This is a genomic window from Frondihabitans sp. OV104 (assembly GCF_057787745.1).
Genome location: NZ_CM173541.1, coordinates 756,294 through 775,001, shown reverse-complemented (window position 1 = coordinate 775,001; position 18,708 = coordinate 756,294). Strand labels below are relative to the sequence as shown.

Genomic DNA, 18,708 nt, shown 5'->3' with positions numbered 1-18,708 from the left:
CGCCGCACCGCCGCGCCGTAGGCTCGACGCATGATCGACCCCTCCGACGTCCTGGCCCACTGGGGCTGGGTCTACGACACCGACGACCGGGGCCCGATGAGCGGCGAGTTCGCACTCCTGACCGACGGGTCGCTCTTCATCCGGTCGGGCGGCTCGAGCAGCCACCAGGGCGAGACGACGTGGCAGTTCAGCGACTGGACTCCCATGCGTGCCTGGGAGCCCGTCACCGACGCCGACGCAGCAATGACCGCGATCAAGGAGCGCTACTACTCGCTCGCGGCGCCCGGCCCTGTGCCCGTCGACGCCACGGAGGCCGGGCCGTTCCCCGGCCACCCGGAGAGAGCCCGCTACCTCTAGGCCGCCCCTCCCTCTTGCTCTGCCGCTCTTCCCACCGAATGCGCACGATCGCGTAAATTGGCCCCGTGCCCACCCCCTACCGCGACTCCTCCGACAGGCTCCTCACCGACTACCCGCGGCCGAGCGTCGCCGTCGATACGGCCGTGCTGACGGTGACCCCGGAGGCCGAGCTCGGCGTGCTCCTGGTCCGCTCGGAGGCTGGCGGGTGGCGGCTGCCGGGCACGTTCCTGCACCCGGGAGAACGTCTCGTCGATGCGGTCATCCGCGCCCTCGACGTCAAGGCCGGAGTCCGCGGGCTCGCCCCTCGCCAGCTCCACGTCTTCGACGAGCCCGACCGAGACGATCGCGGCTGGGTGCTGTCGGTGGCGCACCTCGACGTCGTGCCCTTCGATTCTCTGGCGCAGGATCCCGACCACGCCACGATCGTCCCCACCGCCGCGCTCGAGGCCTGGCTCCCCGCTCCCCTCCCCTACGGCCACGCGCAGATCATCGCCGTGGCCGTCGCCGAGCTCCGCGCCGAGTTCGCCGAGCGCCCCGACCCGGCGGGCCTGCTGCCGGAGCCGTTCACCCTCAGCTCGCTGCGCCGCCTCCACGAGGCGGTGGCCGGCCGCCGTCTCCTGCCGGACTCATTCCGCCGCCTGATGCAGCCGCAGCTGGCCCCCACAGACGACGTCTCCGAGGGCTCGGTCGGCAAGCCCGCGCGCCTCTTCCGGCGCGAGCCCGCCGCCTGACCCCCGCGCTCGCGCCCGACGACATTTTTGTCGCCGCACGACACCGCTTTCGCCCCACGACACCGCTTTCGCCCCACGACACCGGCGATATCCGGTGTCCTCCGGCGATTCCGGTGTCAGGCCGTCGCCCGCGGCGCGGCGCGGCGCCGCTCGGCGAGCCGACCGACCGACCGACGGACCGCCCGCTAGCCCAGCAGCCCCGTCGACACCCCGACCAGCACGAAGATCCCGACGGCGATGAACACCGCACCGCCGACCGCCATGAGCGCCGGCGACTGCGTGTTCGGGCCGACCCGGATGCCGCGCCGCTCGCGCTGAGCTCGAGCCGCGCGAGAGATGTGCCCGCGGAAGAGGATGAAGCACACCCCGAACACGATGGCGAGAGGCCCCCACACCAGGGCGAAAACGTGAGCGTCCATCCCTCGACTCAACCGCACGGGCCAGACGAACGCCCGGCGGGCCTTCTGCCGAACTCGTTCCGCCTGACCCCGAGCAGGTGTAGCTTGCCCGTCATGGCTGCGAAGAGACGCATTCTTAACCTCCACCCCTGGTGGCGGGTGCTCGGCGTCGGCGTGACCCTGACCCTCGCCGTCGCGGCGATCGTGATGTTCGCGCTTCACGAGCACGACGCGAAGAAGGTCTTCGACGTCGGCGCACTCGTGGGAGCAGCGACAGCCGTCTCCTGGGCGATCCTGCGGCACCGGTACGAGCCGGCCGACGACGAGCCGGCCGACTCCTAGCCCAGCCGCAACGTCACGTCTGCGATCAGGACAGAGCTCCCCCGCTCACAGCGGATCGCGCTCGTTCAGCTCGGCGAGCGCCTGCCGGGCACGCTCGACACGGTCGCCGACCGGTTCGTCCCACCAGTACGGTCCGCGCTCTCCGAGGCCGTGCTTGGCCAGGCCGACGCGATCCCGCGCCTCCCGCTCCGCTTCGGACTCGCCGGCCCTCTTGGCCACGCCGACGGCCGACCGGGCCCGCCCGAGGTGACGCTTGAGGTCGCGCACGACCTCGTCGGGCAGTTGCGGGTCGGTGCGACGCCACCGTCGCCCGCCGATGACGAGCCATCGCTCGTCATCGTGAGGCATTTCTGAAACCTACGCGCAGCCCGTGTGCGCGGCCTACTTCAGGTTCTGCCGGGGTACGACGACCTCGCGCAGGATCAGCATCGCCGCCGCCGCTACCGGCACCGCGATGAGCGCTCCGAGCACGCCGAGGAGCGTTCCGCCGACGAGCGCGGCGATGACCACCATGGCGCCCGGCACGTGCACGGCCCGACGCATGACCCGCGGCGCCAGGAGGTACGCCTCGACCTGCATGTAGACGAGGTACCAGATGCCGAGCACGATCCAGGTCGACGGGTGCGTGGGCAGCAGGGCGAGCTGGGCGAGCACGATGACGGCGGCCGCGGAGACGGTGCCGACCAGCGGGATGAGAGCGCCGACGAAGGCGACGAACGCGAAGAAGGCGGGCAGCTGGGCACCCGTGATGCTGAGGATGATGAAGCTGCACACGCCGTTCAGGAGCGCCAGGGCGACCTGGCCGAGCACGTAGCGCCCGACCGACTCGCTGATCTCCTCGGCGAGGCGACTGAACTCCGGTCGCCCGGACGCGGGCACCAGCGCGTACAGGCCCCGCTTCATGCTCCGCAGCGACGCCATGAAGTACAGGGTCAGGATGATGACGGCGATGGTTCCGGCGACTCCGTTGCCGATCGCGGCGCCGACGGCCAGCAGGCCGCCGCCGATGGTCGCCAGGTTCTTCGGATCCGTGACGAACGACACCCCGTTGTCGACGAGCGACTGGATGTCGAGGGTCGATTTCGGCACGAGCTCCTGGACGCTGTCGATGATGCCCTGGGAGGTCGTGTTCTGCACGTAGCTCGCGAGGTTGCCGATGAGCGTGCTCGTCTGCGAGATCACGGTCGGGACGATGGCGAAGACGATTCCGGCGAGCGCGACGAGGACCCCTACCGTGACGATGGTCACGGCGAGCGGTCGCGACAGCTTCCGGCGTTCGAGCCAGACGACGAGCGGGTCGAGCCCGAGGGCGAGGAAGAGCGCGATGCCGATGTACGTGATGACCGTTGTCAGGTGGCCCAGGGCCGTGCCGATGACGATGGCGGTCAGGACGCCCAGGCCGCCCACGAGGCCGAGACGGAAGGCGGAGTGAATTCGCACGGGGTTCTCCTCCGGCGAGAAAGCGGACTTGTGCTCCGGCCGGTCGGAGCGCGCCCTGTGGCGAGACCGCCGACCTCCGACCCTATCGACGTCGCGGCCGTCGCGACCGCCTCGTCAGTCGGCGTCGACGCCCGTCACCGCGATGGCTACGCCCGGCGCGATGAGGAGGTCAGTGGCACGATACGATCCCTCGCCGTGGTTGACCCGGAGCCAGAACGGCTCCCTCGCGCTGACGGCTCCGGCGATCTGCGCCTTCACCTCATCGAGATCGACGTCTGCCACGGTGTAGTCGACCCCGCCGTAGGTGATCGATACGCGCTTCATCGAGCGGCCGGAGCATCGCCGGCGGGGCCATGCGGCTCGGGAAGCACCTGCAGGCCGTGCGGAGCGTTGGCGGACTGCTCGAGGAGGCCCAGCCACTCGCGGTTCAGCCCGGGCATCCGCGAGCCGTAGAACTTGAAGACGAGCGAGATCGTCGGATGCACCCAGATGGTCGTCCGGCCGTCGCCGACGCGCTGGTCGTCTTTCCACGAGAAGTAGAACGACTCGTTCCGCCTGAGCTTCGAGCCGATCACGACCTGGAGATGCCCCAGGGTCCTGTCGTCGAATTCGACGCTCAGCGCCTGGCCGTACGTCAGATTGCCCATGAGGCACCTTCATCCCGCTGGCGAGGGTCGCACGGAGTGCGACCCGCTCGCACGCTGCAGGCCCTCATGGTTGCACAGGCTGTCGCTGTTCGGGGCATCGCCTAGTAGTCGGTCGGGTACGCATCGTCGATCTCGGGGTCGTCTTCCGTCAGGGGTCGTGGCATGCCCAAAGCGGCGGTCAGGCGCTCGATGTCGGCCACTACGCCGGCATCCTCGACGTCGTCGTAGTCGCTGGGCTCGGGGACCATCAAAAGCTGACTCGCAGGGCCGATCAGGATCTTCGCGGTCGCCGTCAGGCCCGACGCGAGAACGATCGGGAACGAGACCAGGTCGGACTTCTCGTTCAGCGCGAGCGCCTGCGCGTAGCGGCCGATCGCGTCGGCGATGCGGTCCCCCGTCACGATGGAGCCGGACGCATAGGTGATTCGCTGCACAGCGTCCTCTCGTCTACCTGGCCGGCTTCGAATCAGGCGAAGCCGGCCAGGATCACCAGACGAACGGTCGTCGTCGGCCACGTCGACGCTACGGGTAAACGCGGACGGGGATGAGGGTCTTGACAGTTCCTGCGAATCGCTTCGTTCTCAGGAGGCGTCGCCCGATGCGGGCGGGTTCTCGGCGAACCAGCCGATGAGCTGACTCAGGGCGAGCGACGTGCCGCCGCGCGGGGAGCCGTTGCCCGAGATGTCGTCGAAGGCGGTGCGGTAGCCGGGGATCTCGTCGGCCATCGTGTCGGTGACGGGGCGGTACGCCATCGTCCACTCGGGGAACCGTCTCTCGGGCAGGATCTCCTCGAGCTGCGTCTCGACCTGACCGTGGCGGGGGTCGGCCTGGATGATCGCCATGCGTTCGCGGACGACGTCGAGGGGCCCTTCGATCAGCTGGAGGAAGTACCCGTCGCGGTAGAGCAGAAGCCCTGTGAGGCCGAGCCGCTTGTTGTTCGATCGGCTGTTCATCAGGAGGACGGCGAGATCAGCGTCCGTGAACTCGGTGGTGGCGACGCTGGAGTAGACGATTGACAGCAAGTAGAACCCTTCGACTCGCTGAGGCTACTGCGTCACGGCGCCGGCGGGCGGCTCACCGTGTGCGCTTGCCCCCGACCCCCGGCACCGCCGCCACCTGCCGCATCCACTCGGCGACCTGCACCTCGTCGAGATCGGCGAGGGTCCGCAGCTCCACTCCGCGCGTCGCCTTGCCCATCCCGGTCGGAGTCACTGGCGGAACAGGATCGAGCACCGTCGCCGCGTTGATGAACATGAGCTTGACGTGGCCCGCGAACCCGCCGCTGCTGAAGCACCAGCCGTCGCCGACGCCGTAGTACGCCATGCCCCACTTCACCGACCGGTGGAGGCCGGGCAGCGTCGCGGCCGCCAGCGCGTCCACCGCCTCGGCGACGCCGCGCTGCGGTTGCGGAAGGCTCTCGATGTAGGCGAGCACCGGGGCGTCGCCGTCGGCGGCCTTGGCGGGGCTGGCCCGCCCTGTCATTCCCTCTGGCAGCACGAACGGTGCGGCTGCGTCGTCATCGGGCTTCATATCGTCATTCCTACCCCCGTGCCGGGCCGCCTCGGCGTGCCGGAGGTCAGAGTAGAGGTATGGACACATCAGACGTCGCCCGCGCACCCCTGCCGGCGACCGTCGGCATGCGACCGGGCTGGCCGAGCGCCATCGCCAGCGTCCTCGCCCTCGTCTGCGCAGGACCAGTCGGCTGGCTCGTGCTTCTCGCGATCTTCGTCCCCGCAGATCGAGGCGAGGAGTCGGCGGCGGTCGCCCTCGGCATCGTCAGCGGCAGCGTCTGGGCTGTGCTCGTCGTCATCTCAGCGCTCCTGGCCTTCACCGGCCGCAGGCGCCGCGGCGCTGTCCTCTTCGTGCCGCCGCTGCTCATCAGCCTCGCCATCACGCTCGCTCCGCTCGTCGCGGTGTCCGCCTAGGGCCCGCCCGCCACGCGGTCGGTGAGACGATGACAGCGTGACGGACACCCTCGACCCCGCGCTCGTCCCCGAGCTGCTCGTCACCGACCTCGATCGCAGCCTCCGGTTCTGGTGCGACCTCTGCGGCTTCGACATCAGGTACTCGCGGCCGGCCGAGCGGTTCGCGTACATCGCACTCGGCTCCGCGCACCTAATGCTGGAGCAGATAGGCGTCGGCCGAAACTGGGTCACCGGCGCCCTCGAGGCCCCACTCGGCAGGGGCATCAACTTCCAGATCACCGTCCCCGACGCCGGCGCCCTGGCCGAAGCCCTGAACCGCGCCGACGTCGAGCTGTTCCTGGAGCCCGAGACGAGGTGGTACCGCGTCGGCGACGAGGACGCCGGTGTCCGGCAGTTCCTGGTGCAGGATCCCGACGGCTACCTCGTCAGGTTCCAGTCGTCGGTCGGGCGCAGGCCGGCCTCCCCCTGACCGACACGGATTGTTTAATACAGCCATCACTGTATTAATGGTCTGGTGCTGACCCTCTCCTCCCGCCTCGACGTCATGAACCGTCTCGGTCGCGCCATGGCCGATCCGTCACGGTCGAGGATCCTGCTCGTCTTGATGGAGGGGGCGTCGTACCCGGCGGCCCTCGCAGACCGTCTCGGAATGACGCGGCAGAACGTGTCGAATCACCTGACCTGCCTCCGCGACTGCGGCATCGTCGTGGGAGAACCCGAAGGTCGGCGGACTCGCTACGAGATCAGCGACGCGCATCTGGCCCGCGCGCTCGAAGCGCTTCTCGACGTCGTGCTCGCGGTCGACACGTCGGCTGCGTGCAACGACGAGGGCTGCACTGTTCCGGGCTGCTGCGAGTCGTTCTCGTGAGCGCGCTGACAGGAACGTCGCCGCGCCGCGCAGCCCTGCAGCGTCGCCTCCGCCTGGTCGTCGGCATCACCATCGGCTACAACCTGATCGAAGCGGTCATCGCCCTCAGCTCCGGTGCGGCCTCGTCGTCGACGGCGCTCATCGGGTTCGGCCTCGACTCGACCATCGAGGTCTTGTCGGCCGGCGCCGTCGCCTGGCAGTTCACGCGGAGAGAACCCGAGCGATACGAGAAGGGAACGCTCCGCGTCATCGCCCTGGCGTTCTTCGCCCTCGCCGCCTACGTGCTCACGACCTCGACGCTCGCGCTCATCGGCCTCGACCGGCCTGACCACTCGACCGTCGGCATCGTGCTGACGGCCGTCAGCGTCGTCGTGATGCCGGGGCTGTCACTCGTCGAGCGTCGTACCGGCATCGAGCTCGGCTCGGCGACGGCGATCGCCGACTCCAAGCAGACGCTGATCTGCACCTATCTCTCGGCCGCGGTGCTGGTCGGGCTGATCCTGAACGCGCTGTTCGGCTGGTGGTGGGCCGACCCGGTCGCGGCGCTCGTAATCGTCTTCTTCGCCCTCCGGGAGGGCATCGAGGCCTGGCGGGGCGATGCCTGCGCCACCTCGGTGGGCATGCTCCTCGACGACGAGGAAGACGAGCATGAGCACGGCCACGACCACGGGGAAGCCGACCACGAGCACTCCGGCCACTGACCCCGAATCCTCCTCCCCGGCTGTCGAGCTCACGCCACCGACCCCGCTCAGTCGTCGCTGTCGACGGTGTTCGTGACGACGGCGCCCGTGCTGCTGTCGAGACGGATGCTGTGCTTGACGCCGGCCGCGTCGACGACGTCGCCCTCCCAGACGGTCTTCCCGAGGTGGTCGTCCAGACCGAGCTCGACGACCGTGCCTGCCACGGTGGCCCTTATCGTCGACGCGGCCTTCGCGTAGCCGATGCCCGAGGCGGCGACGAACGCCTTGTTCTCGGCGAGGTCCTCGGCGTCCGTCGAATTCTTCGCGGGCCCGGCGGTGATCGACGTGCCATCCGCGCCCGTGTGGACCTCCTGCTCGGCTCCGTCTGACGTCGCGACCAGGATCTCCCACGACGTCGCGCCGGTCTCCTGCTCGATAGACAGGATCGACCCCCCGGAGACCGCGGCCAGGGCGGTCTTCGCAGCCGTCGTCAGGGCCCCGGCGTCCGAGGCGCTCGACGTGGCCCCGGGTGCGGGCGACGAGGTGGTGGCGGGGGCCGAGGCCGCGGTGGTCGGCGAGCTCCCTGAGCCTGCGCCCTGATCGGCGGTGGAGGTCGAGCAGCCGGCGAGGGCGAGAGCGCCGACCAGGGGAAGGGCGACGGCAAGGGCGATGGTCTGGGGCTTCTTCGTGGTGAACATGCGTCCAGAGTGCCGGGGCGATGCTTAAGCGGAGCCTAAGCGGCAGGAACTCGCACGACGAACCGCGCCCCGCCCCCGTCGGCGGTCTCGACCGCGACCGTCCCCCCGTGCGATCGCACGACCGACTCGACGATCGCCAGGCCCAGCCCCGACCCGCCCGAGTCGCGGTCGCGGCCCTCGTCGAGGCGGACGAACCGGTCGAACACCCGCTCGCGGTCGGCCTCGGGGATACCGGCGCCGTCGTCGTCGACGATGAGCATCACGGTGTCGCCGGCGAGCGCCGTGCTGACACGCACCCGGCTCCCGGCGTGGCGCGCCGCGTTGTCGACGAGGTTGCGGACGGCCATCGTTAGCAGGCGCTCGTCGCCCGTCACCCGGACGGCTGCGACCTGGGAGCTGTCGACGGCCACTCGCCCCAGGGCCCGGACCCGCGACGCCTCGGCGAGGACGACGTCGTCGAGGTCCACCGCCGAACGGGTGCTGGGCGCGATCTCGTCGAGCCTGCTCAGGAGGAGGAGGGAGTCGACGAGTTCCTGCTGCCGGGTGCCTTCCGAGAGCACGACGTCGGCCAGCTCGCTGAGGCTCGTCTCGTCGGGGTAGAGCCGTGCGAGCTCGGCGTGCTGGCGCACGGTCGCGAGGGGCGAGCGGAGTTCGTGCGAGGCGTCGGAGACGAAGCGCTGCTGCGCCGACTGGGCTGCGTCGAGGCGGCCGAGCATGCCGTTGAGGGTGCGCGCGAGGCGGTCGACCTCGTCGCCGGTTCCGGGTTCGACGACGCGGTCGTGGAGCCCCTCGCCGCGGATGGCCTCGGCGTCGAGCCGTATCCGTTCCACGGGGCGCAGCGCCCGGCCCACCACGATCCAGGTCAGGACGGCCATCGCCACGACCACGATCGGGACGACGATCACAAGGAGCTGGATCACGGTGGAGACGGCGTCGTCGGCATCGTCGAGGGATGCGCCGACGACGAGGGTCGCATCGTCGATGCCGGCCGCGTCGACGTCGTCGGAGACGAGCAGCCAGCGCTCGTCGTCGCGGACGACGATGGCGCCGTCGTCGGTCGACAGCGGCGAGCCGCCCGCGTCGTCGCCATGAGCCACAACGGAGCCGCTGTCGGTCTGGAGCTGCACGAGCAGGTCGTCGTCCTGACCGGTAACGACGCCCGCCCCCTCGGTCTCGACGCGGCTGGAGATGGTGCTGAGGGTCTGCTCGGCCGCCGACCTGACGCCGTCGTGCAGCGAGTGCCGGAGGACGACCACGAACGCGGCCGCGCCGAGAGCGCCGACCACGAGCGCGATGAGAGCGACCCAGGCCGTGGCGCGCGTTCGGATGGAGCGCCGTCGGCGCGCGACGTCACTCATCGCCCGTGCCGAGTCGGTAGCCGGCGCCGCGGACCGTCTCGATGGTCACGGTGCCGTACGGACGGTCGAGCTTGCGTCGCAGGTGCGCGACGTACACCTCGACGATCGACGGATCGCCGTCGAAGTCGTCGTCCCATACGCCGGCCACGATCTGGCGCTTCGACACGACGTGGCCGGCATTGCGGGCGAGGAACTCGAGCACGGCGAACTCGCGGCTCGTCAGGTCGATCTCGTCGTCACCCCGGTGGGCACGGCGGCGGCCCGGATCGACCCGGAGGTCGCCGATCTCGTGGACGACCGGACGCGCCGGCGCACCCCGCCGGGCGAGCGCGCGGATCCGAGCCACGAGGACGGGGAACGAGAACGGCTTCGTGACGTAGTCGTCGGCGCCGGCATCGAGAGCCTCGACCTGATCCCACTCGCCGTCCTTGGCGGTCAGCATGAGCACGGGCGTCCAGTTCTGCTCGTCGCGCAGCGCCCGGCACACGGCCCAGCCGCTCATCTTCGGCATCATGAGGTCGAGCAGGATCGCGTCGTAGGTGTTCTCGCGCGCGAACCAGAGGCCGTCGACCCCGTCGTGGGCGACGTCGACCGCGAAGCCCTCGGCCATCAGCGCGCGCCGCACTCCGTCGGCCAGGCGCTTCTCGTCGTCGACTACAAGGATTCGCATGCGACCACCTTGCCCGACGCTTCCTTGCGCGCAGCCTAAGCGGGCGGAGTCAGGACACCGGCAGCCGCCCCGCGCAGGGCCGCGACGAGCGCCTTCGCCATGCCGCTGCCGGCGCTCCCGCGGCGGACCGCGATCGAGACGCGGCGGTGGCCGTGCCCGTCGAGGGGCACCGTGACGACGTCGGAGCGGTGCCGCACGGCGAGCTCGGGAAGCACGGCCACACCATGACCGGCGGCGACGTGACCGGCGACCAGGTCGAACGTCGAGAAGCGCGCGGCGACGGACGGCTCGAAGCCGGCCCGGCGGCAGAGGCGCGGGACCAGCTCGCCCAGGAAGCTGCCCTCCCGGTCGAGCACCCACGCCTCGTCGCGTAGCTCGGCGAGTCTGCTCACGCTCCTCGGTGCCCCGCCTGGCAGCACGATCATGAGCGGGTCGCTGCCGAGCGGCAGCAGCACGACGCCCGGGTCGGGCCGGAACGAGCCGTCCTCCTGATCGAACGTGACGGCGACATCGCACTCGCCCCGCTGCAGGGCGGCGACGCTCTCGTGCGGCTCGAGCTCGACGAGCTCGACCCGCAGGGCCGGATGCGCCGCGACGACGGCCGAGCGGGCGGTGGCGAGCAGCGGAACGACCGAGCTGGCGAACCCGGCGAGCCGCACGTGTCCTGAGACGACGCCGTGGGCCTCGCCGACCTCGACGGCGATCGACTCCAGCCGGTCGAGCAGCTCGCGAGCCCGGACGACGAGGAGCTCGCCGAGCGGGGTGAGGCGGATCCTGCGCCCTGATCTCTCGAACAGGACCGCACCCGCCTCGCGCTCGAGGACGGCGAACTGCTGCGACACGCTGGACGGGCTGAGGCGGTGCTCGTCGGCGACGGCGCGCACCGTGCCGAGGCGGGCGAACGACTCGATGAGGCGGAGTCGTTGCGGATCGAGCGTCGGCCTTGTGCGGTTCATCCGAACAGCGTATGCGGAAGAGAGTGCTGGTCCCGCACAACGGCTCACTCCTAGTGTCGCTGTATGGCTCTCGCAGACTTCGAACGGTACCCGCTCACCTTCGGCCCCTCGCCCGTGCACCCGCTGACGCGCCTCACCGAGCACCTCGGCGGCGCGAGCATCTGGGCGAAGCGCGAAGACGTCAACTCGGGCCTCGCCTACGGCGGCAACAAGACACGCAAGCTCGAGTACCTCGTGCCCGACGCCATCGCATCCGGCGCCGACACCCTCGTCTCGATCGGCGGCGTGCAGTCGAACCACACCCGCCAGGTCGCGGCGGTGGCGGCGAAGCTCGGCATGAAGGCGGTGCTCGTTCAGGAGAACTGGGTCGACTGGCCCGACTCGGTGAACGACCGCGTCGGCAACATCATGCTCTCGAGGATCATGGGGGCAGAGGTCAGGCTTGATCCTGCCGGATTCGGGATCGGCTTCAAGAGCAGCTGGGAACGAGCCCTCGACGACGTGCGCGAGCGGGGCGGCACGCCCTACGCGATCCCCGCCGGCGCCTCGGACCACCGTCTCGGCGGCCTCGGCTTCGCCAACTGGGCGTCCGAGGTCGAGCAGCAGGAGCGCGAGCTCGGCGTCTTCTTCGACACCATCGTGGTCTGCAGCGTCACAGGCTCGACGCACGCCGGCATGATCGCCGGCTTCGCGGGGCAGGAACGCGCCCGCCGCGTGATCGGCATCGACGCGTCGGCGAAGATCGACGAGACGCGGGCCCAGGTCGCCCGCATCGCCCGCAGCACGGCGTCGCTGATCGACCTCGGCCGCGAGCTGCGCGACGACGAGATCACCGTGCTCGAGGGCTGGGCCGGCGACTACTACGGGATCCCCGTCGACTCCACCCTTGAGGCGATCCGCCTCACCGGCTCGCTCGAGGGCGTCATCATCGACCCGGTCTACGAGGGCAAGTCGATGGCCGGGCTGATCGACCTCGTGACCTCGGGCGACATTGCGCGCGACAGCACCGTGCTCTACGCGCACCTCGGCGGGCAACCCGCGATCAACGCGTACAGCGCGCTCTTTCGCTGACGCGGCGACGACGCCCTACAGCGACTCGAGGTACTCCGCGTTCGCGCGCACGGCCGGCTTGTAGCGCTCGAGCTCCCCGGCATCGACGTGGTCGGCCAGCAGGCGGAGCACGGCGGCGAGCGCCGCATCCTTCCGGCCGGCCGCGTGCAGGCTCAGCGCCTCGAATGCGCCCAGCGACACCGAGTCAGGAAACTCGTCTCGGGCCCGCGCGAACACGGCGAGCGACTCGTCGACCCGGCCGAGATTCCTGAGCGTGCTCCCGTACTGCAGGTAGCACCGGCGCAGCAGGTCGCCCGAGAGTCCGGCCGCGAAGGCCTGCTCGTAGAACCCGACCGCTGCCGACTCCTCCCCCGCCGTGTCGTAGGCGCCGGCGAGCTCGTAGAGGACGCGGGGGTCGCGAGGGTGCACCTCGTACACCGCACGGAGGGCGGCGATGGTCGGGGACATGTCGTCGCGGTCGCGGGCGGCGAGGAGGCGGTCGAGGTGGTCTGCGAGTTCCTGCGTCATGGGGCTCCCTCTGCAGGCGTCCGCCCGCCCGACCACGCTAGCGGGCGCGAGCGCGGTGCCGTCAGAGCGAGGCGGGGAAAGCCGTTCGCCGCCCGATGAGGGTCAGCACCAGCGCCGCCACCCCGAAGACGAGCATGACGACGGCCAGGATGAGGCCGTCGCCGACGGTGAGGAGGGCGCCTCCCACGATGCCGGCGAGGAAGATCGCGATGTTGAACGCCACCGGCAGGAACGAGCTGGCCACGTCGGCGTTCTCCCCGCCCGCCGTCGTGAGAGCGGCCTGCACCTGCGTGGCTGCGCCGCCGAAGGAGAGACCCCAGAGGACCGCCGCGACGAGCACCGCGACGACCGAGTCGTGGGCGAGGAGCAGCAGCAGGGCGGCGACGATGAATGCGCCCACGCTGATGTGGAGCAGCGGTCGCGGGCGACGGTCGATCAGAGCCCCGGTGATCACCACGCCGCCGATCGCGGCCACCCCGTACACGAGCAGCACCAGGCCCGCGGCGAGGCCGGTGGAGGTCGCCGAGAGGTACGGCGAGATGTACGTGTAGATGGTGTTGTGGGCGAGCATCCACGCCACGATGACGGCCAGGATGATCACGATCCCCGGGATGCGGATCACCTGGGCGAGCGGGAGCCGGACCGCCGCCGACTGGCCGGGGGCGTCGGGCACGAACGCCAGGATCAGCACGAGCACGACCGCGCCGACGAGGCTGAGCCCGCCGAACGACCAGCGCCAGCTGGCCACGGAGCCGATGGCCGAGCCGAGCGGCGTCCCGAGGGCGAACCCCAGCGGGGCACCCGTCGAGACGATGGCGAGCGACAGCCCCGCGAACCGGGGCGGGCTGATCCGTCGCGCGTAGGTGGCGAACATGCCCCAGATGACTCCCGACATGGAGCCGGCGACGAAGCGCGACCCCAGCGACAGGGCGAGGGACGGCGAGAGCGCGGTCACCGCGTTGGCGAGCACGAGCAGCGCCACGGCTGTCAGCAGCAGCGGCTTCCGCCGGAATCCGCGCGTGAGCGTGATGGCCGGGACGGTGACGATGACCGTTCCGATGGCGTACGCGCTCACGAACAGCCCGACGCCGGCCTGAGTCGTGCCGAGACCCCGGGATATCTCCGGCAGCAGCCCGGCCGGCATGGTCTCCATGGCGACGAGGACGAACCCGATGGCCGCGAGGAGCGAGAGCGGAAACCAGGGCAGTCGCTCGGATCTCGGGCCCGCCTGCGTGGGCGTCTCAGACGTGGTGGTGTTCATCGGTCCTTTTCTCGGCGATCCGCTCGGTGGCGGCCCAGGAGGCGAGCATCTCAGTCATGACGCGAGATGGCTAGTCGACGTCGGTCGTGACGCTCTTCGCCTCCCACGCGGCGATGTCCGACTCGAGGGCCGCGAGGGCCTTGCGCACGATGGGCACCGCGTCGGACCCCAGCACGAGCAGGAACGGCAGCCCGCCGCCGTCGACCGCCTCCACCAGCACGGATGCGGCCTTGGCGGGGTCGCCCGCCTGGGTGCCGTGGGTCGTGTCGGCGCCGATGCGGCGCTTGCCGCTGGTCTCGTCGTAGTCGGCGATGCGGGTGGCCGACTCCGTCAGCGAGCGGCCGGAGAAGTCGGTGCGGAAGCCGCCCGGCTCGACCACCGTGGCGGTGATGCCGAGGGGTGCGACCTCGGTGCGGAGGGCCATGGTCAGCTGCTCGACGGCGGCCTTGGCGGCGCCGTAGTAGCCGGATCCTGCGCCCGTGGTCCGCGCCCCGATCGACGAGAAGTTGACGATGGTGCCCGAGCGTCGCGCGCGCATGCCCGGCAGGACGGCCTTGATCGTGCGCACTGTGCCGTGGATGTGCGTGTCGAAGAGCTTCGCGACGTCGGCGTCGTCGCCCTCTTCGACGGCGGCGCGGTAGCCGTAGCCGGCGTTGTTCAGCAGCACGTCGATCTGCCCGAATCGCTCGATTCCGGCGTCGACCGCGGCGGCGACGCTGCTCTCGTCGGTTACGTCGAGTGCGACGGCGAGCGCGGTATCGGGATACGTCGATTCGAGGTCGGCGACCGTGCCCTTGTCGCGAGCGGTGACGACGACGTTGTGCCCCTTGGCGAGGGCCTCTTCGGCGAAGGCGCGGCCGAGGCCGGTCGACGATCCGGTGATGAGCCAGGCGGTCATGGGGTTCCTTTCGCGTGGTGCCGGGCCGTTCGGCCCTAGGGATACGCAACACCCGATCGCGCGGGGGTGCGTGGTGCTGGCGGTACCTCCCTTGCGCGCCGCGCCCGTGGGTTCCGCACGAGCCGGGCTCAGGGCACGAGCACGTACCGACCGAAGACCGAGCCCTCGTCCATGCCGCGGTGCGCCTCAGCCGCGTCGGCGAGCGGCAGCACCCCGTGGACCACGGCCGCGATCTCACCCCGCGCGGCTGACGCGAACAGCTGCGCCCGCGCCGCATTCCGCTCGGGCACCGGGACCGTGTCGAGGCTGAACGTCGCGAACGACAGCGACCGCTGAAACAGCCGCATCAGCCCCATGCCGAAGTCGGCCGGCGGGTAGCCTCCGACGATGCCGATCGACACGATGCGGCCGTTGGGGGCGAGCCGGTCGAAGAACGCGGGCAGGCCCTCGCCGCCGATCACGTCGATCAGGACGTCGAAGGTCGTGTCGCCGTCACCGGTGCCGAACTGGCGGCCATCCCGATCCAGTACGTCGGTCGCGCCCAGGGCGAGCAGTCGTTCGCCGCGCTCCTGAGACGACGTCGTCACGGCGATCCGTCCGGCCCCGCCCAGTGCCGCGAGCTGCACGGCCATGATCCCCAGGCTCCCCGACGCACCACGCACGAGCACCGACTCCCCCTGGGCGAACCGGCCGTGCGCGAGCGCGAAGCGCGCCACCGGGCCCGCGCTGCCGAGGGCGACGGCGTCGGTCGCGGCGAGTCCGTCAGGAATCTCGGTCACATCCCGCTCGGCAGCCACCGCCAGCTCGGCGTAGCCGCCCTGGATTCCTGTAAACGCCCACACCCGCTTGCCGAGCCAGCGCCCGTCGACCCCGTCGCCGACCCGCACGACCGTCCCGGCGACCTCGCTGCCCGGGATCATCCCCACCGCGAACCCGCTGCCGAGCGTCCCCCGCCGGATGACGGCGTCGACTCCCCCGACGCCGATCGCCTCCACCGCGATCAGCATGACACCTGATCCGGGCGCAGGATCCGGCCGCTCCGACACGACCAACCCCGACGCCGGCCCGTACTTCTCGATCGTCACTGCCCGCACTGGGTGCTCCTTCTCCTGATTGCGCGTCGCTCGCGCCGAGTGCGACCGTAGCGGACGCCCCTGTCCACTTCGCTAAAGTGAGACCCGTGACCGACCGATTGCCTCACCTCCTGCGCAGCGACGCCCAGGGCAACCGCGACCGGGTGCTCGCCGCGGCGCGCGAGCTCTTCGCGACGGAGGGCCTGGGGGTGCCGATGCGCGAGATCTCGAGGCGAGCCGGGGTGGGCCCGGCGACGCTGTACCGCCGCTTTCCGACCAAGCCCGACCTGGTGGCCGCCGCGTTCGCCGACGAGCTGAGCGCCTGCCGGGCGATCGTCGAGGATGGCGCCGCTGATCCTGCGCCCTGGCGCGGCCTGCAGTCGGTCATCGTGGAGCTCACGGAGCTGAACGCGCGCAACCACGGGTTCGTCGAGGCGTTCACGAGCCAGTATCCGGACGCCGCCGACTTCACGACCCACCGCCGCGAGCTGCTGCGCCTGCTGACCTCGCTGGTGCGGCGCGCTCAGGAGTCGGGCGAGCTGCGCGCCGACTTCGTGATGAACGACCTGATGCTCGTGCTGCTCGCCGGGCGCGGCCTCGCGGCGCTGCCGCCGTCAGGGCGCGATGCGGCTGCCCGCCGCTTTGCCGACCTCGCCATCGATGCGCTGAGGGCGTCGGCCTGAGCCGCTACTGGCGAACCGCCTGAGCGATTCGTGCCGCGACGATGTCGGCCGCGAGGCCGGTTGTGTCGACGACCTCGGCCTCGGCATGCAGCCACGTCCGCGACGCCTCGGCGTAGGGCTCGAGGTAGGCACGACGGAAGACGGAGGGGCCGAGCTCGTGGTCGTTCTCGATTCGCGCACTCAGCTCGTCCTGGTCGGCGTGCAGCACGAAGTGCCGGACCGAGATGCCGTGCGACGCGAGCCCGGAGCTGATCTCGCGCCAGTACTCCTCGACCAGCACGGTCATCGGCATGATCAGCGTGCCGCCCGTGTACTCGAGCACCCGCCGGGCCGTCTCGACGACGAGGGGCCGCCAGGGTGACCAGTGCTGGAAGTTGTCGGTCGCCGGGAGCCCGGGCGTGACGTCCATCAGCACCTCGCCGACCTTCTCGGCGTCGAGGATCCGCGAGTCGGCGACCAGCGGCTGCAGCAGGCGGGCGGTCGTCGTCTTTCCTGCACCGTGTGTTCCGTTGAGCCAGACGATCATGGTGGCGACTCTAGGCGCGTGCAATTTCGTCTCGCGTCCGCCGGAGGGGTGATCGTCGATCGAAAAGCAGAGCACCCTCTCGACAGCCGAAGCTAACCATGTTAGCTTTTGGCTAACGCAATTAGCCGACTGGGAGAGATCATGACCGAGACACTCGACATCGATGGCCAGACCATCGCCTACGACCTGCAGGGCCACGGCCCCCTGGTCGTGCTCGCCCACGGCATGGGCGACAGCCGCCACTCGTACCGCTTCATCGTCCCGGCCCTCGTCGCGGCCGGCTACCGAGTCGCTAACGTCGACATCCGCGGGTGCGGAGAGTCGAGCACCGGGTGGACCGGGTACGGGCGCACCGACATCGCCGGTGACCTCGTCGCGCTGGTCCGGCACCTCGGCGGCCCGGCGGTCGTCGTCGGCCAGTCGATCAGCGGGGGCGCGGCGACTATCGCCGCCGCCACGGCACCCGACCTCATCGCGGGGATCGTCGAGCTCGCGCCCTTCACCCGCACGCAGTCGGTCGACCTGGGCGGTCTTCTTCGGGTCAAGAACCACCGCCGAGGAACGATCCAGCTCGCGAGAGTCATGATGAGCGGCAGCCTGACGGGCTGGATGAACTACCTCGACATCGCCATCCCGACGAAGCCGGCCGACTGGAGCATCGAGCGGGCTCGCATCGAGACGACGCTCACCGACCCCGAGCGGATGGGCGTCCTGCGGGCCATGACGAAGACGAGCCCCGCGGATGCCGGCGCTCGTCTCGCCGACGTCCGCTGCCCGGTGCTCATCGTCGAGGGCGGCGCCGACCCGGACTGGGCCGACCCACGCGCCGAGGGCGAGCGCATCATGGCCGACCTCCCCACTGGCCTCGGCCAGCTCGCGGTCATCGACGGTGCCGGCCACTACCCGCACGCGGAGACGCCTGAGAAGCTGCTCGACCTGCTCCTGCCGTTCCTGACATCGACGGTCCCTGTCGGCACGGAGACCGACAATGCCTAGAGCGGGCCTGGATGCCGACGTCGTGACCAGAGCGGCGGCCACCGTGGCCGACGAGATCGGGCTGTCGCAGCTGAACATGAACGTCGTCGCCGCGCATCTCGGCGTCAAGGCGCCCTCGCTCTACAAGCACGTCGACGGCCTGGCGGCCCTGGTGCACCGCGTCGCCGTTCTGGCGGCCACCGAGCTGAGCGACGCTGTTCGCGACGCGACCCAGGGCCGTGCGGGCAGCGACGCCCTCGCTGCGGCGGCCCACGCGATGCGCGCGTTCGTCCGAGACCACCCGGGCCGGTACGAAGCCACCGTGGGAGCCCGCGCCACCGGCCCCGACGACCCCCTGTCGATCGCGCTGCTGCGCGGCCTCGACTCGTTCGCGGCCGTCCTGCGGGGCTACCGTCTCGACCCGTCCGACGAGACCCATGCGCTGCGGATGCTGCGCAGCAGCCTCCACGGGTTCGCGATGCTCGAGATGGCGGGCGGCTTCCAGATGGCGACCGACGTCGACGAGAGCTTCGCCTGGATGGTCGACTTCATCGACCGCGGTCTGACGGCGACCACCGCTCCGCCGGCCGAGTAGCAGGGCGGGGCGGGGTCATTCGTTCGCTCGCCCGTGACCGAGTTCGGCG

At 70.7% G+C, this 18,708-nt stretch carries 28 protein-coding genes; 11 read left to right on the top strand and 17 right to left on the bottom strand.

Annotated elements, in window-relative coordinates; all coding sequences use genetic code 11:
• The first annotated feature begins 30 nt into the window (after positions 1–30).
• Both AC3CBB_RS03685 and AC3CBB_RS03680 read left to right on the top strand, forming a co-directional pair.
• The gene (locus AC3CBB_RS03685; RefSeq protein WP_488626035.1) at positions 31–357 is read left to right on the top strand and encodes a hypothetical protein; all 327 of its coding nucleotides are present in this window, start codon (positions 31–33) and stop codon (positions 355–357) included.
• Between the two features lie 65 nt (positions 358–422).
• Positions 423–1,088, top strand: coding sequence for an NUDIX hydrolase (locus tag AC3CBB_RS03680; protein WP_488626034.1), 666 nt, complete (start codon positions 423–425; stop codon positions 1,086–1,088).
• Positions 1,089–1,273: 185 nt separating this feature from the next.
• On the opposite strand, the gene AC3CBB_RS03675 is transcribed toward AC3CBB_RS03680, so the two are convergent.
• The gene (locus AC3CBB_RS03675; protein ID WP_488626033.1) at positions 1,274–1,507 is read right to left on the bottom strand and encodes a hypothetical protein; all 234 of its coding nucleotides are present in this window, start codon (positions 1,505–1,507) and stop codon (positions 1,274–1,276) included.
• A gap of 93 nt (positions 1,508–1,600) precedes the next feature.
• On the opposite strand from AC3CBB_RS03675, the gene AC3CBB_RS03670 reads away from it, so the two are divergent.
• The gene (locus AC3CBB_RS03670) at positions 1,601–1,828 is read left to right on the top strand and encodes a hypothetical protein (RefSeq protein WP_488626032.1); all 228 of its coding nucleotides are present in this window, start codon (positions 1,601–1,603) and stop codon (positions 1,826–1,828) included.
• A gap of 45 nt (positions 1,829–1,873) precedes the next feature.
• Here AC3CBB_RS03670 and AC3CBB_RS03665 read toward each other — a convergent pair whose 3' ends face one another.
• The 7 genes from AC3CBB_RS03665 to AC3CBB_RS03635 all read right to left on the bottom strand — a co-directional run bounded on the left by AC3CBB_RS03665 (position 1,874) and on the right by AC3CBB_RS03635 (position 5,445).
• Positions 1,874–2,176: a biopolymer transporter Tol gene (locus AC3CBB_RS03665; protein ID WP_488626031.1), complete on the bottom strand. Its 303-nt coding sequence runs from the start codon at positions 2,174–2,176 to the stop codon at positions 1,874–1,876.
• A 33-nt stretch (positions 2,177–2,209) separates the two neighbouring features.
• Positions 2,210–3,268: an AI-2E family transporter gene (locus AC3CBB_RS03660; RefSeq protein WP_488626030.1), complete on the bottom strand. Its 1,059-nt coding sequence runs from the start codon at positions 3,266–3,268 to the stop codon at positions 2,210–2,212.
• 114 nt (positions 3,269–3,382) lie between these two features.
• A complete protein-coding gene (locus tag AC3CBB_RS03655) occupies positions 3,383–3,592 on the bottom strand; it encodes a hypothetical protein (RefSeq protein WP_488626029.1) in 210 nt (69 codons plus the stop codon).
• Positions 3,589–3,915 (bottom strand): DUF7882 family protein, encoded by a 327-nt coding sequence (locus tag AC3CBB_RS03650; protein WP_123504323.1) that lies wholly within the window; start codon positions 3,913–3,915, stop codon positions 3,589–3,591. Before AC3CBB_RS03650 ends, AC3CBB_RS03655 begins: the two co-directional genes overlap by 4 nt.
• Positions 3,916–4,016: 101 nt before the next feature.
• Complete coding sequence (locus AC3CBB_RS03645) at positions 4,017–4,349, bottom strand: hypothetical protein (RefSeq protein WP_123504322.1); 333 nt, start codon at positions 4,347–4,349, stop codon at positions 4,017–4,019.
• A gap of 147 nt (positions 4,350–4,496) precedes the next feature.
• Entirely contained in the window at positions 4,497–4,937 is a 441-nt protein-coding gene (locus tag AC3CBB_RS03640; protein ID WP_488626028.1) for a BLUF domain-containing protein, read from the bottom strand.
• A 52-nt stretch (positions 4,938–4,989) separates the two neighbouring features.
• Positions 4,990–5,445 carry a DUF1801 domain-containing protein gene (locus AC3CBB_RS03635; RefSeq protein ID WP_488626027.1) on the bottom strand — a complete coding sequence of 152 codons (456 nt, stop codon included), beginning with the start codon at positions 5,443–5,445 and terminating at the stop codon, positions 4,990–4,992.
• Between the two features lie 59 nt (positions 5,446–5,504).
• Between AC3CBB_RS03635 and AC3CBB_RS03630 the strand changes: the two genes are divergently transcribed.
• The 4 genes from AC3CBB_RS03630 to AC3CBB_RS03615 are packed head-to-tail and all read left to right on the top strand — an operon-like array spanning position 5,505 to position 7,409.
• Positions 5,505–5,840, top strand: coding sequence for a hypothetical protein (locus tag AC3CBB_RS03630; RefSeq protein WP_488626026.1), 336 nt, complete (start codon positions 5,505–5,507; stop codon positions 5,838–5,840).
• Between the two features lie 37 nt (positions 5,841–5,877).
• Complete coding sequence (locus AC3CBB_RS03625; RefSeq protein WP_488626025.1) at positions 5,878–6,309, top strand: bleomycin resistance protein; 432 nt, start codon at positions 5,878–5,880, stop codon at positions 6,307–6,309.
• A gap of 45 nt (positions 6,310–6,354) precedes the next feature.
• Positions 6,355–6,708, top strand: a complete 354-nt coding sequence (gene cmtR / locus AC3CBB_RS03620; protein ID WP_488626024.1) for a Cd(II)/Pb(II)-sensing metalloregulatory transcriptional regulator CmtR — start codon at positions 6,355–6,357, stop codon at positions 6,706–6,708.
• Positions 6,709–6,713: 5 nt separating this feature from the next.
• Positions 6,714–7,409, top strand: a complete 696-nt coding sequence (locus tag AC3CBB_RS03615) for a cation efflux transmembrane domain-containing protein (protein ID WP_488626707.1) — start codon at positions 6,714–6,716, stop codon at positions 7,407–7,409.
• A 47-nt stretch (positions 7,410–7,456) separates the two neighbouring features.
• Here AC3CBB_RS03615 and AC3CBB_RS03610 read toward each other — a convergent pair whose 3' ends face one another.
• Genes AC3CBB_RS03610 through AC3CBB_RS03595 form a run of 4 tightly spaced genes read right to left on the bottom strand, consistent with a single transcriptional unit; the run spans position 7,457 to position 11,070 of the window.
• Positions 7,457–8,086 (bottom strand): PepSY domain-containing protein, encoded by a 630-nt coding sequence (locus AC3CBB_RS03610; protein ID WP_488626023.1) that lies wholly within the window; start codon positions 8,084–8,086, stop codon positions 7,457–7,459.
• A 35-nt stretch (positions 8,087–8,121) separates the two neighbouring features.
• The gene (locus AC3CBB_RS03605; protein WP_488626022.1) at positions 8,122–9,444 is read right to left on the bottom strand and encodes a sensor histidine kinase; all 1,323 of its coding nucleotides are present in this window, start codon (positions 9,442–9,444) and stop codon (positions 8,122–8,124) included.
• On the bottom strand, positions 9,437–10,114 hold the full coding sequence (locus AC3CBB_RS03600) for a response regulator transcription factor (protein WP_123504312.1): 678 nt from the start codon (positions 10,112–10,114) through the stop codon (positions 9,437–9,439). The genes AC3CBB_RS03605 and AC3CBB_RS03600 overlap by 8 nt, the downstream gene beginning before the upstream one ends.
• Before the next feature lie 35 nt (positions 10,115–10,149).
• Entirely contained in the window at positions 10,150–11,070 is a 921-nt protein-coding gene (locus AC3CBB_RS03595; protein ID WP_488626021.1) for a LysR family transcriptional regulator, read from the bottom strand.
• Between the two features lie 63 nt (positions 11,071–11,133).
• Between AC3CBB_RS03595 and AC3CBB_RS03590 the strand changes: the two genes are divergently transcribed.
• Positions 11,134–12,141, top strand: a complete 1,008-nt coding sequence (locus AC3CBB_RS03590) for a 1-aminocyclopropane-1-carboxylate deaminase (protein WP_488626020.1) — start codon at positions 11,134–11,136, stop codon at positions 12,139–12,141.
• A gap of 15 nt (positions 12,142–12,156) precedes the next feature.
• On the opposite strand, the gene AC3CBB_RS03585 is transcribed toward AC3CBB_RS03590, so the two are convergent.
• The 4 genes from AC3CBB_RS03585 to AC3CBB_RS03570 form a co-directional block, all read right to left on the bottom strand.
• Complete coding sequence (locus AC3CBB_RS03585; RefSeq protein WP_488626019.1) at positions 12,157–12,648, bottom strand: tetratricopeptide repeat protein; 492 nt, start codon at positions 12,646–12,648, stop codon at positions 12,157–12,159.
• 61 nt (positions 12,649–12,709) lie between these two features.
• On the bottom strand, positions 12,710–13,909 hold the full coding sequence (locus tag AC3CBB_RS03580) for an MFS transporter (RefSeq protein WP_488626018.1): 1,200 nt from the start codon (positions 13,907–13,909) through the stop codon (positions 12,710–12,712).
• Positions 13,910–13,979: 70 nt separating this feature from the next.
• A complete protein-coding gene (locus AC3CBB_RS03575) occupies positions 13,980–14,807 on the bottom strand; it encodes an oxidoreductase (protein ID WP_488626017.1) in 828 nt (275 codons plus the stop codon).
• 128 nt (positions 14,808–14,935) lie between these two features.
• Positions 14,936–15,901, bottom strand: coding sequence for a zinc-binding dehydrogenase (locus tag AC3CBB_RS03570; protein WP_488626016.1), 966 nt, complete (start codon positions 15,899–15,901; stop codon positions 14,936–14,938).
• A gap of 86 nt (positions 15,902–15,987) precedes the next feature.
• On the opposite strand from AC3CBB_RS03570, the gene AC3CBB_RS03565 reads away from it, so the two are divergent.
• Positions 15,988–16,563 carry a TetR/AcrR family transcriptional regulator gene (locus tag AC3CBB_RS03565; protein WP_488626015.1) on the top strand — a complete coding sequence of 192 codons (576 nt, stop codon included), beginning with the start codon at positions 15,988–15,990 and terminating at the stop codon, positions 16,561–16,563.
• Positions 16,564–16,567: 4 nt separating this feature from the next.
• On the opposite strand, the gene AC3CBB_RS03560 is transcribed toward AC3CBB_RS03565, so the two are convergent.
• Complete coding sequence (locus tag AC3CBB_RS03560; RefSeq protein WP_488626014.1) at positions 16,568–17,089, bottom strand: P-loop nucleotide/nucleoside kinase family protein; 522 nt, start codon at positions 17,087–17,089, stop codon at positions 16,568–16,570.
• A 141-nt stretch (positions 17,090–17,230) separates the two neighbouring features.
• On the opposite strand from AC3CBB_RS03560, the gene AC3CBB_RS03555 reads away from it, so the two are divergent.
• Together AC3CBB_RS03555 and AC3CBB_RS03550 are read left to right on the top strand one after the other, a co-directional pair.
• Positions 17,231–18,085, top strand: a complete 855-nt coding sequence (locus tag AC3CBB_RS03555) for an alpha/beta fold hydrolase (RefSeq protein ID WP_488626013.1) — start codon at positions 17,231–17,233, stop codon at positions 18,083–18,085.
• Positions 18,078–18,659: a TetR/AcrR family transcriptional regulator gene (locus AC3CBB_RS03550; protein ID WP_488626012.1), complete on the top strand. Its 582-nt coding sequence runs from the start codon at positions 18,078–18,080 to the stop codon at positions 18,657–18,659. Before AC3CBB_RS03555 ends, AC3CBB_RS03550 begins: the two co-directional genes overlap by 8 nt.
• The last annotated feature ends 49 nt before the right edge of the window (positions 18,660–18,708 follow it).

Excerpts from the sequence above, each read along its gene's own strand:
- AC3CBB_RS03665 (WP_488626031.1), bottom strand. The coding sequence starts at position 2,176 with ATGCCTCACGATGACGAGCGATGGCTCGTCATCGGCGGGCGACGGTGG.
- AC3CBB_RS03635 (WP_488626027.1), bottom strand. The coding sequence starts at position 5,445 with ATGAAGCCCGATGACGACGCAGCCGCACCGTTCGTGCTGCCAGAGGGA.
- AC3CBB_RS03675 (WP_488626033.1), bottom strand. The coding sequence starts at position 1,507 with ATGGACGCTCACGTTTTCGCCCTGGTGTGGGGGCCTCTCGCCATCGTG.
- AC3CBB_RS03605 (WP_488626022.1), bottom strand. The coding sequence starts at position 9,444 with ATGAGTGACGTCGCGCGCCGACGGCGCTCCATCCGAACGCGCGCCACG.
- AC3CBB_RS03585 (WP_488626019.1), bottom strand. The coding sequence starts at position 12,648 with ATGACGCAGGAACTCGCAGACCACCTCGACCGCCTCCTCGCCGCCCGC.
- AC3CBB_RS03630 (WP_488626026.1), top strand. The coding sequence starts at position 5,505 with ATGGACACATCAGACGTCGCCCGCGCACCCCTGCCGGCGACCGTCGGC.
- AC3CBB_RS03670 (WP_488626032.1), top strand. The coding sequence starts at position 1,601 with ATGGCTGCGAAGAGACGCATTCTTAACCTCCACCCCTGGTGGCGGGTG.
- AC3CBB_RS03590 (WP_488626020.1), top strand. The coding sequence starts at position 11,134 with ATGGCTCTCGCAGACTTCGAACGGTACCCGCTCACCTTCGGCCCCTCG.
- AC3CBB_RS03575 (WP_488626017.1), bottom strand. The coding sequence starts at position 14,807 with ATGACCGCCTGGCTCATCACCGGATCGTCGACCGGCCTCGGCCGCGCC.
- AC3CBB_RS03650 (WP_123504323.1), bottom strand. The coding sequence starts at position 3,915 with ATGGGCAATCTGACGTACGGCCAGGCGCTGAGCGTCGAATTCGACGAC.
- AC3CBB_RS03555 (WP_488626013.1), top strand. The coding sequence starts at position 17,231 with ATGACCGAGACACTCGACATCGATGGCCAGACCATCGCCTACGACCTG.
- AC3CBB_RS03685 (WP_488626035.1), top strand. The coding sequence starts at position 31 with ATGATCGACCCCTCCGACGTCCTGGCCCACTGGGGCTGGGTCTACGAC.
- AC3CBB_RS03550 (WP_488626012.1), top strand. The coding sequence starts at position 18,078 with ATGCCTAGAGCGGGCCTGGATGCCGACGTCGTGACCAGAGCGGCGGCC.
- AC3CBB_RS03595 (WP_488626021.1), bottom strand. The coding sequence starts at position 11,070 with ATGAACCGCACAAGGCCGACGCTCGATCCGCAACGACTCCGCCTCATC.
- AC3CBB_RS03580 (WP_488626018.1), bottom strand. The coding sequence starts at position 13,909 with ATGAACACCACCACGTCTGAGACGCCCACGCAGGCGGGCCCGAGATCC.
- AC3CBB_RS03560 (WP_488626014.1), bottom strand. The coding sequence starts at position 17,089 with ATGATCGTCTGGCTCAACGGAACACACGGTGCAGGAAAGACGACGACC.
- AC3CBB_RS03600 (WP_123504312.1), bottom strand. The coding sequence starts at position 10,114 with ATGCGAATCCTTGTAGTCGACGACGAGAAGCGCCTGGCCGACGGAGTG.
- AC3CBB_RS03610 (WP_488626023.1), bottom strand. The coding sequence starts at position 8,086 with ATGTTCACCACGAAGAAGCCCCAGACCATCGCCCTTGCCGTCGCCCTT.
- AC3CBB_RS03655 (WP_488626029.1), bottom strand. The coding sequence starts at position 3,592 with ATGAAGCGCGTATCGATCACCTACGGCGGGGTCGACTACACCGTGGCA.